Origin of the sequence: Cellulomonas sp. ACRRI, assembly GCF_022346185.1 — a bacterium.
In the GTDB taxonomy this organism is placed as follows: domain Bacteria; phylum Actinomycetota; class Actinomycetes; order Actinomycetales; family Cellulomonadaceae; genus Cellulomonas.
Map to the genome: position 1 here is coordinate 1 of NZ_JAKRMS010000111.1, position 14,720 is coordinate 14,720.

The following is a 14,720-nucleotide window of genomic DNA, read 5'->3' on the forward strand; positions in this document are numbered from 1 at the left end:
CCGCCGCCGCCCCGGCCGCACCGACCGCCCCGCGCCGCTCGGTCCGCCGCAAGGTCGTCGCCCTGACCGTCGCCGGGCTCGGCATCGCGGGCCTGGGCCTCGCGTCCGCCGCCCAGCTCAACCTGACCGCCGGCGCGCTCGGCGCGGGCACCACCGTCGTCGCCTCGTGCGACTCGAACGGCGTCGCCGTCGCGTTCACCAACGCGTTCACCACGTCCGTCAAGGGCTACACGGTCAGCCAGGTGACGCTCAACGACGTCGCCGCCGGCTGCCAGGGCCAGACGATCTCCCTCGACCTGCTCAACACCGACCCGACCGACGGCTCCACCGGCGCGTCGGTCAGCCACCTCACCGGCACCGTCCCCCAGGGCGGCGGCAGCGTCAGCCTCGCGGTCACCGGCGCCGTGAAGGCGGCCGACGTCAAGGGCGTCGCCGTCGTCATCGCGGGCTGACCCGACCGCACCGTGCGCGCCCGGGCCGTCGAGCCGGCCGGCGCGGGCAGCACCGCTGCCCCGCGCCGGCGCCCCGGCGTGCCCGGACGCCCGCGCGCCGGGGGGAGCCCGCGCCGCGGCCGGAGGGGGCCGCGCGCCCCGCAGACCCGCCGCGAGCGGCTGCGCAGCGCCCTCGGCTGGGCGGTCACGGCCGCGCTCGTCGGGGTGCTCGTCTGGTTCGGCTGGCCGAGCACCCTCGGCGGCTGCACGACGCTGACCATCGTGTCCGGCCGCTCGATGGAGCCCACCTACCGCACGGGCGACCTCGTGGTCTCGCGCTGCGGCACCCCCCGGGCCGGCGACGTCGTGGTCTACACGCCGCCCGGCCTCGACCGCGGGCGGATCATCCACCGCGTCGTCGGCGGGGACGCGGGCGACGGCTGGGTGATCCAGGGCGACAACAACGACTTCCTCGACCCCTGGCGCCCGCACGCCGAGGACGTGCTCGGGATCGCGCGGCTGCACGTGCCGGGGCTCGGCCGGGTGGCGTCGATCCTGCTGGACCCGTGGGCGTGGGCCTCGCTGCTCGTCGTCGCCGCGGGGGTGCTGCTCTGGCCGGCGCCCCCGGCGCCCCCGGCGCGCCCCGAGCCCGGGGGACCGGCGGGGGAGCTCGCCCCGGACGGTGCCGACGCGACCGCGACGGTCGCCCCGTGACCCCCGGCGCCCGGCGCGCGGCCGCCCCCGCCGTCGTCCTCGTCGCGGTCGTCGCCGTGCTGGCCGCCCTCGCGCTGTCCCCGGCGAGCGCCGCCCGCCTCCTCGTGCGCGGCCCCTCGGTCACCACCGGCAGCGCCGCCCCGTGCGCCGCGACGGCGCTCGGCGCCGCGTCGGGCACCGCGACCGCGTCCGGCACCGCGACCCAGGTGGTGCTGTCGGGCGTCCCGGCCGGGTGCCGCGGGCAGGTGGCGACGCTGCGCCTGTTCGCCGCGGACGGCACCGCCCTGGCCGCCTCCGACACCTCCGCCACCCTCGCCGCCTCCGGCAGCACCGCCGTCACGGTCCCGTCCTACGCCGCCGACCGCGTGGCCGGGGTCGCCCTCACGGTCGGCACCTGGTCGCTGCCGGTGACGTGGACCGCGCCCGCCGGCGCGGCCGCCGGTCCCGTGACGCCCGGCACCGGGACCACGTTCGGCACCCTCGCCTGGTCCCAGCTCGCGTCGTCGGGCACCCAGGCGTGCGTCACGGTGGACGTCTCCGGCGCCACGGGGACGTCCTGGCGCGTCGACCTGCACCTGGCGCAGCGCCCGTTCAACGGCCTGACCTCCGGATCCGGGTTCTCGGTGAGCCCGTGGTGGGCGGGGGTCCTGGACCCGCGGCCGGTGGACGGGGTGGTCTCGGTCGGGGCGCGACCCGGGCAGGAGTCCTTCGCGACCGCGTCGGCCACGGTGACGGTCTGCCACTACGGCCTGCCCGCCCCCGCGTACGACCCGGCGCTCACCTACACGCAGACGGCGGGCGCGGTCACCGGCAGCGGCGCCTGGGCCTGCCAGAGCACCACGGTCCGGGTCGCCGGGACGCCGCAGTTCTCCGCCGGGTGGCGCGCGGACGTGGACGTGGCCCCGCTGCTCGCCTGGTTCACGGCGCGCGGGATGCGGGCCGACCTCACGACGCTGACGGCCCAGGGCAACTACGCCCTCGCCGCGCAGGGCGGCACCACGTACCGGGTGACCCCCACCGCCTGGGACACCTGGGGCGTCCGCGACGACGCGCCCCGCACGTTCGACCTCTGCGTCCGCGGCTGACCCCCTCGCGCCGGCGCGCCCCCCGGCGTCGCCCGCGGGCGTGCATCGGACACGTCTCCCGCGGCGCGGGCGGGTGAGCCGGGTCGCCCGTCCGGGTGGAGCAGCGCACCGGATGCTCAACGGCGGGGCCCGGCCGACGATGGGGGCGCCAGGTCGACGGATCGACCGGGCACGTCCACGGAGGGGGCGCCGATGGCGCACGAGCACGTCCGGGCCCGCCGCGCGGCGGGGGTGACGCTGGCGTGGCTGGGGTGCGCCGGCCTCGCCGTCTCGATGGCGCGGGCCCTGACCTGGGAGGGCGGCGACGACGCGCCCGCGGGTGCCTGCGTGGTGAGCCGGATCTCGGTGGACTACGACGTCGACTACGTCCCCGGCCTCGGCGGCTACGGCGTCACCGCCACCTCGCTGTCGGACGTGCCGGACGACTGCGCGGGCCGGGAGGTCGCCGTCACCCTGCACGGCACGGACGACGCGGCGCTCGCCGAGTCGCGCGCGCCGGTGACCGCCCCCACCACGACCGTCCGGGTCGCGGGCGACCCGGTCCCGGTGGAGCAGCTGGGCGGGGTGTCGCTCGCGCTGGTGACGGACGGCGAAGCGGCGCCGGCCGGCGACCCCCTCGCCGCCGGCTGACGCCTCAGACCTCCGTCAGCGTCGGCAGCTTGGCCTGCCGGGCGTCGCCCGAGGACGTGCCCCGCAGCCGCCGGGTCGCCCAGGGGTAGGCGTACAGCCGCAGCCACCGGGCGTCCTGGCGCGCCTGCACCGCGCGCGACGGCCGGGGCGCCGGCGCGAGGGGGGAGTCCCAGTCGGGGTCGTCCGGCGCGAGCCCGAGCGCGACCAGCGCCCCCTGCGCGACCCGCGCGTGCGCCTCGGAGGTCAGGTGGATGCGGTCGGGCGCCCACATCCGGATGTCGTGCAGGTGCCGCATGCCCCACAGGTCGAGCACGTGCGCGCCGTGCCGCCGGGCGATCGACCAGATGTGCGCGTTGTAGACGCCGACCCGCGGGCGGGTCGTGGACACGATCGGGGAGCCCGAGGCGTCGAACCCCGTCGCGAGCAGCACGTCCGCGCCGGTGGCCCGGATCCGCGCGACGGCCTGCTCCAGGCCGTGCGCGAGCCGGTCGGGGTCGGCGGTCGGGCGCAGGATGTCGTTGCCGCCGCCGACCAGGCTGACCAGGTCGGGCTGCATGGCGAGCGCCTCCGGGACCTGGTGGGCCACGATCGGCCGCAGGAGCCGGCCGCGCACCGCGAGGTTCGCGTACCGCAGCGGCTCCGCGCCCGCCGCCCGGCGGCGCTCGGACAGCAGCCCCGCGAGCACGTCGGCCCAGCCGCGCACCGGCCCGTCCTCGCCGTGCGGGGCGTCCCACAAGCCCTCGGTGAACGAGTCGCCGACCGCGACGTACCGGCGCCAGGGCGGTGCGGTCGTCGGGTCGAGCGGCGTGCTTCCCTGCGTCGGGGCCGTCGCCCCGGCCCCCTCGTGCGTCGTCACCCCCGCAGTGTGCCCCCGGCGCGGGCCCCGGTTCCAGGCCGGCCCCGGCGGAGCCCTACGGGAGCGACCAGTCCACCGGCTCCGCGCCCTGCTCGACGAGCAGCGCGTTCACCCGCGAGAACGGCCGCGAGCCGAAGAACCCGCGGCTCGCGGACAGCGGGCTCGGGTGCGGGCTCGCGACCACGGGGACGTCGCCGAGCGCCGGCGCCAGCGACTGCGCGTCCCGCCCCCACAGCACGGCCACCAGCGGGCCGCCCCGCTCGACCAGCGCGGCGATCGCGCGCTCCGTGACGGCCTCCCAGCCGCGGCCGCGGTGCGACGCGGGCTCGCCGGGCCGGACCGTGAGCACCCGGTTCAGCAGCATGACGCCGCGGTCCGCCCACGGCGACAGGTCGCCCGTGGTCGGCTGCGGCACGCCGAGGTCGGCCTGCAGCTCGGTGAAGATGTTCGCCAGCGACCGCGGGACCGGGCGGACGTCGGGCTGGACCGAGAAGGACAGCCCCATCGGGTGCCCCGGGGTGGGGTAGGGGTCCTGGCCGACGACGAGCACGCGCACGTCCGCCAGCGGCCGGGTGAACGCGCGCAGCACGTCGGGGCCGGCGGGCAGGTAGTCGCGGCCCGCGGCGACCTCCGCGCGCAGGAACTCCCCGGCGGCGTGCACCAGCGGCTCCACGGGGGCGAGCGCCTCCGCCCAGTCGGGCGCGACCAGCTCGGACAGCGGTGCGGGGGTCACGGGGCCCGAGGCTAGCGGACCCGGCGCGCCCCCTCCCGGCCGCCGTGCGGCACCCCGGAGGAATGACACGCGTGTGATTCCCGCCGTACGATGACGCCGGGCCGGTCGTGGACGCCGGGCCGCGGCAGCACCGGGAGGAGCAGGGACGGATGGACGCGACGTCGGAGACGGCCGACCGGCCCGCCCTGGTGGCGGTCGAGGGCGGCGCGGGCGACGCGGACGGCGACCTGTCCGAGCGCGACCGCGAGGTGCTCGCCTTCGAGCGGCAGTGGTGGAAGTACGCCGGCGCCAAGGAGCAGGCGGTCCGCGAGCTGTTCGACATGTCCGCGACCCGGTACTACCAGGTGCTGAACGCGCTCATCGACTCGCCGGCGGCGCTCGCCCACGACCCGATGCTGGTCAAGCGGCTGCGCCGCATGCGGTCCACCCGGCAGCGGGCGCGCAGCGCCCGCCGGCTCGGCGCCGACGGCTGACCGCCGCCGCCACCCCCGTGCGGCGCGCCGTGCGTGCCGGGGTGGACAGGCCGAGCCGTTAGCCTGTCCGCCGTGACCAAGGCGAGCGACCGGTACCCGGAGGACGAGTTCGACGCCGAGCCGGCGCCCGACGCGCCGATCGGCGTGCACCGCGCACCCCGCAGCTGGTGGAGCCGCTGGTGGCCGTTCGTCGCCGTGGTCGTGCTGGTCCCCGCCGTCACGGTCGGCCTGGTCGTGTGGGCGTCGTCCTGGGACGGCCGCCTTCCGGGGTTCGGCGACTCGACCGAGCCCGCCGCGGCCGCGCCGGAGACGTCCGCCCCCGCGGAGGGGACCGAGGACCCCGCGACGGAGGACCCGGCCGCCGAGCAGCCGCCCGCGACCGAGGAGCCGCCCGTCGTCGAGGAGCCGGCTCCCACGGCCGACCTCACCACCGCGGTGCGCGTGCTCAACGCCTCCGGCCGGTCGGGCCTCGCCGGCGGCGCCGCGAGCGACCTCGAGGACGCCGGGTTCACGTCGGTCGAGGCCGGCAACGGCAACGCGGGCGGCCTGCAGCAGTCGACCGTCTTCTACGCGAGCGCCGACCTGGCCCCGACCGCGCAGCAGGTCGCGGACACCCTCGGGATCGCGAACGTCGTGGAGTCGGCGGGCACCGCGCCCGAGGGCGTCGTCGTCCTCCTGCTGGCGGACTTCGCGGGCTGACCCCTTCCGCAGGTCGGAGGGCGGGGCTAGTCTCGGCCGCGTCGCGGTGTCCGCTCTCCAGGACCGGGGGGACCACGGCCCCTGCGGCGCACCGATCACCCCGTTGTCAGGAGCACCGCATGCCGCAGGGAACCGTCAAGTGGTTCAACGCCGAGAAGGGCTACGGGTTCATCACCCCGGCCGACGGCGGTCAGGACCTGTTCGTCCACTTCAGCGCCATCCAGTCCAACGGGTACCGCAGCCTCGAGGAGGGGCAGTCGGTGGAGTTCGAGGTCGGGCAGGGCACCAAGGGCCCGCAGGCCGAGCAGGTGCGCCCGCTCTGAGCCGGTCCCCGCGCTGAGACGTGCTCGCGGGCCGGGGCAGGCCGCCCCCGGCCCGCGAGGTCAGCCGTCCAGCGCCGCCGCCGCCAGGACCACGCACGCCGCGGTCCACGCGAGCGGGGCGACCGCCGCGGGCGAGCCGTCCGCGAGCACCTTCTCCGGCAGGGCGCCCATCGCGGTGCGGTGCGTGTCCAGCCAGTCGAGCCGCGCCCGCGCCTGCGCGTCGTCGCCGTTCACCGCCGCGGTGAGCGCGTACAGCGACGTCTGGGGCGTCCACGAGATGCCGTCCTGCCGCCAGCCGGCGCCCGGGGCCAGCCCGCCCGCGGGGCGTGCCATCGCGGCCGCCGACGCCCGCCAGGCCTCCTCGGCTCCGGCCAGCGCCTCCGGCTGGAACGGGGGCAGCACGAACGCGCTCGCCGCGTCGGCCAGGCTGCCGTCCGCGTAGCGGCCGTAGGCGGTGTCGTCGCCGAACGCGCGCTCGACCGCCGCACGGGTGCCGGCGGCGGCGTCCCGGGCGTCCGCGGCCGCCGCGGTGTCGCCCAGCAGCTCGAGCACCGGGCCCGCGGCCGCCAGGCCCGCCAGCAGCGGCGCGACGGTGCCCAGGGTGAGCGCGTCCTCCGGGACCTCCCAGTAGTCCGGCGAGGCCGGCGGCAGCCCGTCCCCGGCGACCAGCGCCACGGCGTGCGCGGCCCCGCGGCGCACGAGGGGCGCGAGCTCCGCGGCCACGGCCGCACGCTCCTCGGCCGGCGCCGCCGCGACCACCTGCCCCGCCGCCCAGAGCGACCACCCGGTGCCGTCGGTCTGCGGCGCCCGGTCGTCCGGGACGCCGCCCGAGCCGTCCGGCAGGTACCGGGCCTCGAACGACCCGTCCGGCGCCTGCACGCGGGTCAGGAAGCCCAGCACCTCGCGCGCGTCGGCCAGGTGCCCGGTCCGCGCGAGGGCGACCGCGACGAACGAGGCGTCCCGCGGCCACACGTACCGCCAGTACGGCGTCCACGCCGCGACGGCCGCGCCGTCGTCCTGCACCAGGGTGCGCAGGTCGAGCAGGGCGTCGGTCACCATGTCCGCGTGCGGCCCGTCGGCGCCCGGCACCGTGCCCGCCGCGAGCCACGCGCGCTGCTCGGCCGCCAGGTCGTCGTCCGCGGTCGTCGCCGGGTCGACCGCCACGCGGGTGCCCTCGTGCAGCGCCGGGACCTCGCCCGCGGGGACCAGCCGCGGGCCGGACGGCGTCGCGACGACCCCCTCGCTGTACAGGTCGATGGTGCGGGTCCGCGGGCCGGTCGCGCCCCAGGCGATCAGCCCCGCGGCGAGCGCGGCCAGCACGACGGCGGCGACGGCGGGGCGGCGGTGCATGCCCGGCAGGCTATCCGGCCGGTCGGCGCGGGCCGGCGGCGCGTCCGCCGAGGGCGGAGCGCCTTGCACTCGGTGGGGTCGAGTGCTAACCATGTGCTTAGCACTCTCGGGTCGAGAGTGACAGAATGACAACCCAGGCCGACCCGGTGAGGTCCGCCGCCCGACGGGACATGACCGACGGGCCGGCGCGGCCGTCCGTCGCGGGCACCGACCGGCCGAACCACGAGCCAGAGTGAAGGATCGATAGCCCCATGGCCAAGATCATTGCCTTCAACGAGGAGGCCCGTCGCGGCATCGAGCGGGGTCTCAACACCCTCGCCGACACCGTCAAGGTCACCCTCGGCCCCAAGGGCCGCAACGTCGTCCTGGACAAGAAGTGGGGCGCCCCCACGATCACCAACGACGGTGTCTCCATCGCCAAGGAGATCGAGCTCGAGGACCCGTACGAGAAGATCGGCGCCGAGCTCGTCAAGGAGGTCGCCAAGAAGACGGACGACGTCGCGGGCGACGGCACCACCACCGCCACCGTGCTCGCCCAGGCGCTCGTGCGCGAGGGCCTGCGCAACGTCGCGGCCGGCGCCAACCCGATCGCGCTCAAGCGCGGCATCGAGCAGGCCGTCGAGGCCGTCACCGCCGCCCTGCTGGAGCAGGCGAAGGAGATCGAGACCAAGGAGGAGATCGCCGCCACCGCGTCCATCTCCGCCGGCGACACCGCCATCGGCGAGCTCATCGCCGAGGCCCTCGACAAGGTGGGCAAGGAGGGCGTCATCACGGTCGAGGAGTCCAACGCCCTCGGCCTGGAGCTCGAGCTCACGGAGGGCATGCGCTTCGACAAGGGCTTCCTGTCGGCGTACTTCGTGACCGACCCGGAGCGCCAGGAGGCCGTCCTCGAGGACGCCTACGTGCTGCTCGTCGAGTCGAAGATCTCGAACGTCAAGGACCTGCTGCCGCTGCTGGAGAAGGTCATCCAGTCCGGCAAGCCGCTGTTCATCGTCGCCGAGGACGTCGAGGGCGAGGCCCTGGCCACGCTCGTCGTCAACAAGATCCGCGGCACCTTCAAGTCCGTCGCCGTCAAGGCCCCGGGCTTCGGCGACCGCCGCAAGGCGATGCTGCAGGACATGGCGATCCTCACCGGGGGCCAGGTCGTCTCCGAGACCGTCGGTCTGAAGCTCGACACCGTGGGCCTCGAGGTCCTCGGCCAGGCGCGCAAGATCGTCGTCACCAAGGACGAGACCACCATCGTCGAGGGTTCCGGCGACGCCGCGCAGATCGCCGGCCGCGTGAACCAGATCCGCGCCGAGATCGACAACTCGGACTCGGACTACGACCGCGAGAAGCTCCAGGAGCGCCTCGCCAAGCTGGCCGGCGGCGTGGCCGTCATCAAGGCCGGCGCGGCGACCGAGGTCGAGCTCAAGGAGCGCAAGCACCGCATCGAGGACGCCGTGCGCAACGCGAAGGCGGCCGTCGAGGAGGGCATCGTCGCCGGTGGTGGCGTCGCCCTCATCCAGGCCGGTGCCGTGGCGTTCGAGAAGCTCGAGCTCACCGGTGACGAGGCGACGGGCGCGAACATCGTGAAGGTCGCGATCGACGCCCCGCTCAAGCAGATCGCCGTGAACGCGGGCCTCGAGGGCGGCGTCGTGGCGGAGAAGGTGCGCAACCTCCCCGCCGGCCAGGGCCTGAACGCCGCGACCGGCGTGTACGAGGACCTGCTGGCCGCGGGCGTCAACGACCCGGTCAAGGTCACGCGCTCCGCGCTGCAGAACGCGGCGTCCATCGCGGCGCTGTTCCTCACCACCGAGGCGGTCGTCGCCGACAAGCCGGAGAAGTCGGCCCCGGCCGCTCCGGACGCCGGCGGCATGGGCGGCATGGACTTCTGAGTCCCGCCGCACGCGGGCGCTGAGCGCCCGCACCGCGCCTGACGGGCCGGTCACCCCTGCGGGGGTGGCCGGCCCGTCCTGCGTCCCGCACCCGCACAGCCGAGAGTTGCCATCTCGCCGAACCTGCACGAGCGGCCTGTGCGCGAGCGGTCGCGCACAGGCGCGAAGTGGCGAGTCGGCGGACGTGCACGCGCGAGGTGGAGAGTCGGCGCGGGCGGGCGTGCGCCGGGACGCGCAGGCCGCTCGCGCGCAGGCGGCGGATCAGCTCGCCCGCCGGCACCGGCTCGGCGCCGAGGGCGACGAGCTCCGCGTGCATGTCGTCGGGGACGTCGTAGTGGTCCAGGTCGAACGCGCGCCGGGGGAGGCCGGCGCGCTCCGCGAACGCGTGCAGCTCCGCCAGCGAGGCGTCGCTCACGAGGTGCGACCAGTACCGGCCGTGCCGGGGCCAGAGCGGCGGGTCGACGAGGACCGTCACGCCCCGGGCCGGACGGGGTGCCGCTCGGCGGGGTGCGCCGACCGGGGGCTCCCGGGCGCGTCGGCGGGGTCGGACGGCTCGGTCGGCGGGGTGGCCTCGCCCGCGGAGCCACCCGCGGCGTCGAGCTCCGCGAGCACCTTCTCGATCTTGTGCAGCTCCGCGCCGAGGTTCTGCCGCGCGGGCTCCTCCCAGGCGGCGCCGAGCGGGCTCACGAACAGGCTCGGCCGCTTCAGCAGCTTGCGCACGATCCGCTCGCGGGCGCGCAGGTAGTCCTGCACCGGGATGTCGGCGTACTCCTCGCGCACGTCGTGCAGGTACGCCTTGTAGCGCTGCGGCTCGGCGGCCAGCATCGCGAGGTCGGCGTCGCAGAGCACGGCGCAGTCGAAGTCGCTCGGGTCGGCGGCGTGCCGCACCAGGGCGATGACCATCTGGTGCACGCGGTCGACGCGCTCGGCCGGGACGCCGAGGTCGGTGAGCTGCTCGCGGGCGAGCCGGGCCGAGGCGGCCTCGTCCTCGCCGCCGCGGTTGGCGTACGCGGCGACCTGCGCGGCGTCGAACACGGCACCGTGGTACCAGGCGGCCAGCCGGACCAGGTCCGGCTCGTGGGTCTCCTCGGCGAGCTCGTCCACCCGCGCGAGCACGTCGGTCAGGTGCCGGAGGTTGTGGTAGGTCCGTCCGGGGCCGGTCCACCGCTCCACGAGGTCGGACCCGACCTCCCGGAGCCTGTCCTCGGGTGCGGTCGCTCCCGCCCCCCTCGCGCTGCGGACGAACGCGGACAACAGCCACTGTGGCGCGTCGTAGACGCCCATGGGAACAGCCTCACTGCGACAGACGACCCTGCTCGGACGCGCCATCGTAGACCCATCCGGACGGGGTTCCGCCACGGGAGCGCCGTCACCGGACCGGGTGACCCTCGGCGGGCCCGGGACCGGCCTCCTCGCCCGCCGCGCGGCCCGTGCCGTCGCCGTCCGGCCCGTCCTCGCCGGCGCCCGCGGCCGGGAGCGCGACCCGGATCGTGGCGCCGCCGCCCGGCGTCTGGGTGATCGCGACGTCGCCGTGGTGCGCCTCGACGATCGCGGCCACGATCGCCATGCCCAGGCCCGCGCCGCCGCCGGTGCCGTCCCGGGTGCGGCTCGCGTCGACCCGGTAGAACCGCTCGAACACCCGCGCCGCGTGCTCCGGGGCGATGCCGGGGCCGTGGTCGCGGACCTCCAGCACCACCCGGTCCCCGACCCGGCCCACGCCGAGCTCGGCGGGCGTGCCCGCGGGGGTGTGCCGGGCGACGTTGCCGACCAGGTTGGCCACCACCTGCCGGAGCCGGGCCTCGTCGCCCCGCACGACCGTGCCGCCCGGTGCGCCCGCGCCGCCCGCCCCGGTGGAGCCGGCGAGCGGGCCCACCCGCACCTGCCGCGTCGGGTCGAGGGCACGCAGGTCGTGCGCGGCGTCGGTGGCGAGAACGGCCAGGTCGACGGGCTCGGCGCGGCCGGGCCGGTCGGCGTCCAGCCGGGCTAGCGCCAGCAGGTCCTCGACGAGCCCGCCCATCCGGGTCGCCGACTGCTCGATGCGCCGCATGGTGTCGTCGACCTGGTCCTTCTCGGTCAGCGCACCCATCCGGTACAGCTCGCCGTACCCGCGGATCGCGGCCAGGGGGGTGCGCAGCTCGTGCGAGGCGTCCGCCACGAACCGGCGCATCCGCTCCTCGGACCGGGTGCGCGCGTCGAAGGCCGCCTCGATCTGGGTGAGCATCGAGTTGAGCGCGGCGCCGAGCCGGCCGACCTCGGTCGTCTCGGGCGCCGGCGGGACGCGCTGGGACAGGTCGCCGGCGGCGATCTGCGCGGCGGTGCCCTCGATCTCGCGCAGCCCGCGCAGCGAGCGGCGCACCGCCCAGGTCGCGACGACGGCGCCGATGACCAGGATCGCGACGGCGGAGGTCCACAGCAGGAACGCCGCCTGCCGGACCGTGTCCTGCACGTCGGACAGGGGCTCCGCGTAGGCCACGTACCCGACGGCGGTGCCGTTGGGGGCGATCGGGGTGACGACGACCCGCCAGGTCGCGCCGCGGACCGTGCTGGTCACCGTCGAGTACGTCGTGCCCTGGATCCGGTCGAGGTCGACCCGCGGCAGGTGCGGCGTCCCCGACCGCTCGACCGTCGAGTCGTCGGGGGGGAAGGTCGAGCTGCCGCCGAGCATCCACACGGCCAGCGCGTAGTCGCGCTCGCCCCAGGTGGGGTAGGTGAGCCCGTCGACGGTGCCGTACTGCTCGTAGGCCTTGACGACGCTCTCCCGGAACGCCAGGGCCTGGACCCGCATGCGGTCGTCGACCTGCCCCACCAGGAACCCGGACAGCGACGTGGTCGTGATCGCGCCGGCGAACGAGAGCCCGAGCGCGAGCAGCACGGTCGTGATGCCCACCAGCCGCGCGAGCAGCGGGGTGCGGGCCCAGGTGTCCCGGACCCGCCGCGTCACGGCGTCGACCGGCCCGGCGGTGCGGTCCGGTCCCGCGTCCGCCCGGCCCTCCGGCGCCTCGTGCTCCGCCGACGTCGTCGTCACGACCCGCTCGGCCTGCGCAGCATGTACCCGACTCCGCGCTTGGTCTGGATCAGGGGGTCGACCTTGGTGCCGTCCTCCCGCTCCACCTGGTCGACCTTGCGCCGCAGGTACGAGATGTACGACTCCACGATGTTCGCGTCGCCGCCCCAGTCGTACTGCCACACGTGGTCGAGGATCTGCGCCTTGGACAGCACGCGGCCGGGGTTGAGCAGCAGGTAGCGCAGCAGCTTGAACTCGGTGGGGGACAGGTCGACGACCTGCCCGGCCCGGCGGACCTCGTGGCTGTCCTCGTCGAGCTCGAGGTCCTCGTAGGACAGCACGCTGGTGGACGCGACCTCGGCCTGGGTGCGGCGCAGGATCGCCCGGATCCGCGCGACGACCTCCTCGAGGCTGAACGGCTTGGTGACGTAGTCGTCGCCGCCCACGGTGAGGCCGGTGATCTTGTCGGCGGTGTCGTCGCGCGCGGTGAGGAACAGCACCGGCACGTGCTGGCCCTTGTCGCGCAGCCGGCGGGTGACGGTGAACCCGTCCATGTCGGGAAGCATGACGTCGAGCACCAGCAGGTCGGGCTGCACCTGCTTGGCCAGCCGGAGCGCGGCGCCGCCGTCGGCGGCCGCGTGCACCTCGAAGCCGGCGAAGCGCAGCGAGGTGGCGAGGAGCTCGCGGATGTTGGGCTCGTCGTCCACGACGAGGAGCGTCGCCTCGGGGGTGCGGTCTGCTGCGGTCACGCGTCCAGTGTGCGCCTCCACCCTGGAGGATTCCTGGGAGCGAACTGGTCGTGCCGGGTTCGCGGTACGGTACCGCCCCGTGAGCGCAGCCGATTCTCCCACCGGTTCCCTGACGCCCGTCGTGACCGTCGTCCAGCTCGACGCCGCGGTGCCCCTGGACCGGTTCGCCGACCACCTCGACGGGGTGGACGTCCGCGTCGTCCGCGCGTACGCGGGCGAGCAGCCCGGACCCGCGGACCGCCTAGACGGCCTCGTCGTCCTCGGCGGGAACATGTCCGCCCACGACGAGCACGAGCCGGGCGTCCCCGAGACGCGCGCCCTGCTGGCCGAGGCCGTCCGCGCCGGCGTGCCGACCCTGGGCATCTGCCTGGGCGCGCAGCTGCTGGCCGTCGCGACCGGCGGCCGGGTCGACGTCGCGGCCCCTCCCGGGCGCGAGGCCGGCGTGGTGGACGTGCGCTGGCGCCCCGAGGCGGTGGCCGACCCGCTGGTCGGCGCGCTGGCGGCGGACGCCGAGCGCACCGCGACCCGCAGCACGCCGATGCCGACCATGCACGCGGACGCGGTGGTGGACCTGCCGCGCCACGCGACCTGGCTGGCCGCCTCGCGCACCTACCCGTACCAGGCGTTCCGCGTCGGGGACGCGGCGTGGGGCCTGCAGTTCCACCCCGAGGCGTCGCCGGAGCTGATGGACGCCTGGTCCGTCGACGCGGGCGACCCCGCGGAGGAGCGCGCCGCCATCGCCGCGGCCGTGCGCGGTGTGGACGAGCAGGTCCGGGCCGACGGCGCCCGGCTCGCGGCGACGTTCGCCGGCCTGGTGGCCGTGCGCGCGGCGGAGCGCACCCCCGTCTGAGCCGCACCGGGACGACGAACGGCCCGGCACCCCCTGCGGGGTGCCGGGCCGTCGCGCGTCGGGCCGCTCAGGCCTCGATCTGGGGCGTCACCTGCGTGCCGCCCAGCTGCTGCGGCTGGCCGCCGCCCTTGAGCGCGGCGAGCCGGGCCTCGATCTCGATCTGCGCGCCGTCCGCCTCGAGCTCGGCGAACTGCGAGTCCAGCGAGGACGCGGCGATCTCCGCCTGGCCCATCGCGAGGGCCTCCTCGCGGCGCACCTTCTCCTCGAACCGGGCGAGCTCGCTGGTCGGGTCGAGCACGTTGATCGACGAGATCGCGGTCTGCACGGTCTGCTGCGCCTGCGCCGACTTCTGCCGGGCCACGAGGGTGTCGCGGCGCTGCTTGAGCTGGCCGAGCTTGTCCTTCATCTGCGCCAGGCCGGACTTGAGCTTGTCGACCGTCTCGCGCTGCGAGCGGATCAGCGGCTCGGCGTCGCGGACCTCGCCCTCGGCGGTGATCTGCTTGCCGAGCGCGACCTTGGCCAGGTTGTCGAACTTGTCGGCGTTCGCGGCGTCGCCGGCCTGGCGGTACTGGTCGGCGCGCGACGACGCGGCGAGGGCCTTGGCGCCCCACTCGCGGGCCGCGGCGACGTCCTCGTTGTAGTCCTGCTCGGCGAGGCGCAGGTTGCCGATGGTCTGCGCGATCGCCTTCTCGGCCTCGGCGATGGAGTTGGTGTAGTCCCGGACGAGCTGGTCCAGCATCTTCTGCGGGTCCTCGGCCTGGTCGATCAGCGCGTTGATGTTCGCCCGCGCGAGCTGGGTGATCCGCCCGAAGATGCTCTGCTTCTCGGTCATCGCCTCGTGCCTCTCTCGTGTCTTGCGTCTGCCGAACATGTCCTAGAACCCGCCCCCGCGACCGCCGCCGCCGAATCCGCCCCCGCCGCCGATGCCGCCGCCGCGACCGCCGCC

At 76.2% G+C, this 14,720-nt stretch carries 16 protein-coding genes and 1 pseudogene; 9 read left to right on the plus strand and 8 right to left on the minus strand.

Annotated elements, in window-relative coordinates; all coding sequences use genetic code 11:
• The 4 genes from MHY85_RS16460 to MHY85_RS16475 all read left to right on the plus strand — a co-directional run.
• Window positions 1-452: hypothetical protein (locus tag MHY85_RS16460; RefSeq protein ID WP_239198200.1), on the plus strand; the 452-nt coding region annotated here is incomplete at its 5' end.
• Between the two features lie 78 nt (window positions 453-530).
• Window positions 531-1,145, plus strand: coding sequence for a signal peptidase I (locus MHY85_RS16465; RefSeq protein ID WP_239198202.1), 615 nt, complete (start codon window positions 531-533; stop codon window positions 1,143-1,145).
• Window positions 1,142-2,230, plus strand: a complete 1,089-nt coding sequence (locus MHY85_RS16470) for a hypothetical protein (RefSeq protein ID WP_239198205.1) — start codon at window positions 1,142-1,144, stop codon at window positions 2,228-2,230. Before MHY85_RS16465 ends, MHY85_RS16470 begins: the two co-directional genes overlap by 4 nt.
• Before the next feature lie 192 nt (window positions 2,231-2,422).
• Window positions 2,423-2,860, plus strand: coding sequence for a hypothetical protein (locus MHY85_RS16475; RefSeq protein WP_239198208.1), 438 nt, complete (start codon window positions 2,423-2,425; stop codon window positions 2,858-2,860).
• A 4-nt stretch (window positions 2,861-2,864) separates the two neighbouring features.
• Here MHY85_RS16475 and MHY85_RS16480 read toward each other — a convergent pair whose 3' ends face one another.
• Window positions 2,865-3,716, minus strand: coding sequence for an SGNH/GDSL hydrolase family protein (locus MHY85_RS16480; RefSeq protein WP_239198211.1), 852 nt, complete (start codon window positions 3,714-3,716; stop codon window positions 2,865-2,867).
• A gap of 55 nt (window positions 3,717-3,771) precedes the next feature.
• Window positions 3,772-4,449, minus strand: coding sequence for a uracil-DNA glycosylase (locus MHY85_RS16485; RefSeq protein WP_239198214.1), 678 nt, complete (start codon window positions 4,447-4,449; stop codon window positions 3,772-3,774).
• Between the two features lie 149 nt (window positions 4,450-4,598).
• On the opposite strand from MHY85_RS16485, the gene MHY85_RS16490 reads away from it, so the two are divergent.
• The 3 genes from MHY85_RS16490 (at window position 4,599) to MHY85_RS16500 (ending at window position 5,944) form a co-directional block, all read left to right on the plus strand.
• Entirely contained in the window at window positions 4,599-4,922 is a 324-nt protein-coding gene (locus MHY85_RS16490) for a DUF3263 domain-containing protein (RefSeq protein WP_239198217.1), read from the plus strand.
• 72 nt (window positions 4,923-4,994) lie between these two features.
• On the plus strand, window positions 4,995-5,621 hold the full coding sequence (locus tag MHY85_RS16495; protein WP_239198220.1) for a LytR C-terminal domain-containing protein: 627 nt from the start codon (window positions 4,995-4,997) through the stop codon (window positions 5,619-5,621).
• Between the two features lie 119 nt (window positions 5,622-5,740).
• Window positions 5,741-5,944 (plus strand): cold-shock protein, encoded by a 204-nt coding sequence (locus MHY85_RS16500; protein ID WP_158375214.1) that lies wholly within the window; start codon window positions 5,741-5,743, stop codon window positions 5,942-5,944.
• 60 nt (window positions 5,945-6,004) lie between these two features.
• On the opposite strand, the gene MHY85_RS16505 is transcribed toward MHY85_RS16500, so the two are convergent.
• Window positions 6,005-7,294, minus strand: a complete 1,290-nt coding sequence (locus MHY85_RS16505; protein WP_239198223.1) for a glycoside hydrolase family 15 — start codon at window positions 7,292-7,294, stop codon at window positions 6,005-6,007.
• 251 nt (window positions 7,295-7,545) lie between these two features.
• Here MHY85_RS16505 and groL point away from each other — a divergent pair, with 251 nt between their 5' ends.
• Entirely contained in the window at window positions 7,546-9,171 is a 1,626-nt protein-coding gene (groL, locus tag MHY85_RS16510; RefSeq protein ID WP_239198226.1) for a chaperonin GroEL, read from the plus strand.
• Between the two features lie 214 nt (window positions 9,172-9,385).
• On the opposite strand, the pseudogene MHY85_RS16515 reads toward groL, so the two are convergent.
• The 4 genes and pseudogenes from MHY85_RS16515 to MHY85_RS16530 all read right to left on the minus strand — a co-directional run.
• A pseudogene (locus MHY85_RS16515) lies at window positions 9,386-9,646 on the minus strand (DUF4031 domain-containing protein); the annotation flags it as partial.
• The gene (locus MHY85_RS16520; protein ID WP_239198229.1) at window positions 9,643-10,455 is read right to left on the minus strand and encodes a hypothetical protein; all 813 of its coding nucleotides are present in this window, start codon (window positions 10,453-10,455) and stop codon (window positions 9,643-9,645) included. The pseudogene MHY85_RS16515 and the gene MHY85_RS16520, both read right to left, overlap by 4 nt.
• Window positions 10,456-10,540: 85 nt before the next feature.
• Window positions 10,541-12,196, minus strand: a complete 1,656-nt coding sequence (locus MHY85_RS16525) for a HAMP domain-containing sensor histidine kinase (RefSeq protein WP_239198232.1) — start codon at window positions 12,194-12,196, stop codon at window positions 10,541-10,543.
• A complete protein-coding gene (locus MHY85_RS16530; protein ID WP_239198235.1) occupies window positions 12,193-12,924 on the minus strand; it encodes a response regulator transcription factor in 732 nt (243 codons plus the stop codon). Before MHY85_RS16530 ends, MHY85_RS16525 begins: the two co-directional genes overlap by 4 nt.
• Window positions 12,925-13,003: 79 nt before the next feature.
• On the opposite strand from MHY85_RS16530, the gene MHY85_RS16535 reads away from it, so the two are divergent.
• A complete protein-coding gene (locus tag MHY85_RS16535; RefSeq protein ID WP_239198238.1) occupies window positions 13,004-13,774 on the plus strand; it encodes a type 1 glutamine amidotransferase in 771 nt (256 codons plus the stop codon).
• A 67-nt stretch (window positions 13,775-13,841) separates the two neighbouring features.
• On the opposite strand, the gene MHY85_RS16540 is transcribed toward MHY85_RS16535, so the two are convergent.
• On the minus strand, window positions 13,842-14,606 hold the full coding sequence (locus MHY85_RS16540) for a PspA/IM30 family protein (RefSeq protein WP_239198241.1): 765 nt from the start codon (window positions 14,604-14,606) through the stop codon (window positions 13,842-13,844).
• Window positions 14,607-14,720 lie beyond the last annotated feature (114 nt).

What these genes read in the sequence shown, in the direction of transcription:
- MHY85_RS16475 (WP_239198208.1), top strand. Translation starts at nt 2,423, where the DNA reads ATGGCGCACGAGCACGTCCGGGCCCGCCGCGCGGCGGGGGTGACGCTG.
- MHY85_RS16490 (WP_239198217.1), top strand. Translation starts at nt 4,599, where the DNA reads ATGGACGCGACGTCGGAGACGGCCGACCGGCCCGCCCTGGTGGCGGTC.
- MHY85_RS16500 (WP_158375214.1), top strand. Translation starts at nt 5,741, where the DNA reads ATGCCGCAGGGAACCGTCAAGTGGTTCAACGCCGAGAAGGGCTACGGG.
- MHY85_RS16505 (WP_239198223.1), bottom strand. Translation starts at nt 7,294, where the DNA reads ATGCACCGCCGCCCCGCCGTCGCCGCCGTCGTGCTGGCCGCGCTCGCC.
- groL (WP_239198226.1), top strand. Translation starts at nt 7,546, where the DNA reads ATGGCCAAGATCATTGCCTTCAACGAGGAGGCCCGTCGCGGCATCGAG.
- MHY85_RS16520 (WP_239198229.1), bottom strand. Translation starts at nt 10,455, where the DNA reads ATGGGCGTCTACGACGCGCCACAGTGGCTGTTGTCCGCGTTCGTCCGC.
- MHY85_RS16540 (WP_239198241.1), bottom strand. Translation starts at nt 14,606, where the DNA reads ATGACCGAGAAGCAGAGCATCTTCGGGCGGATCACCCAGCTCGCGCGG.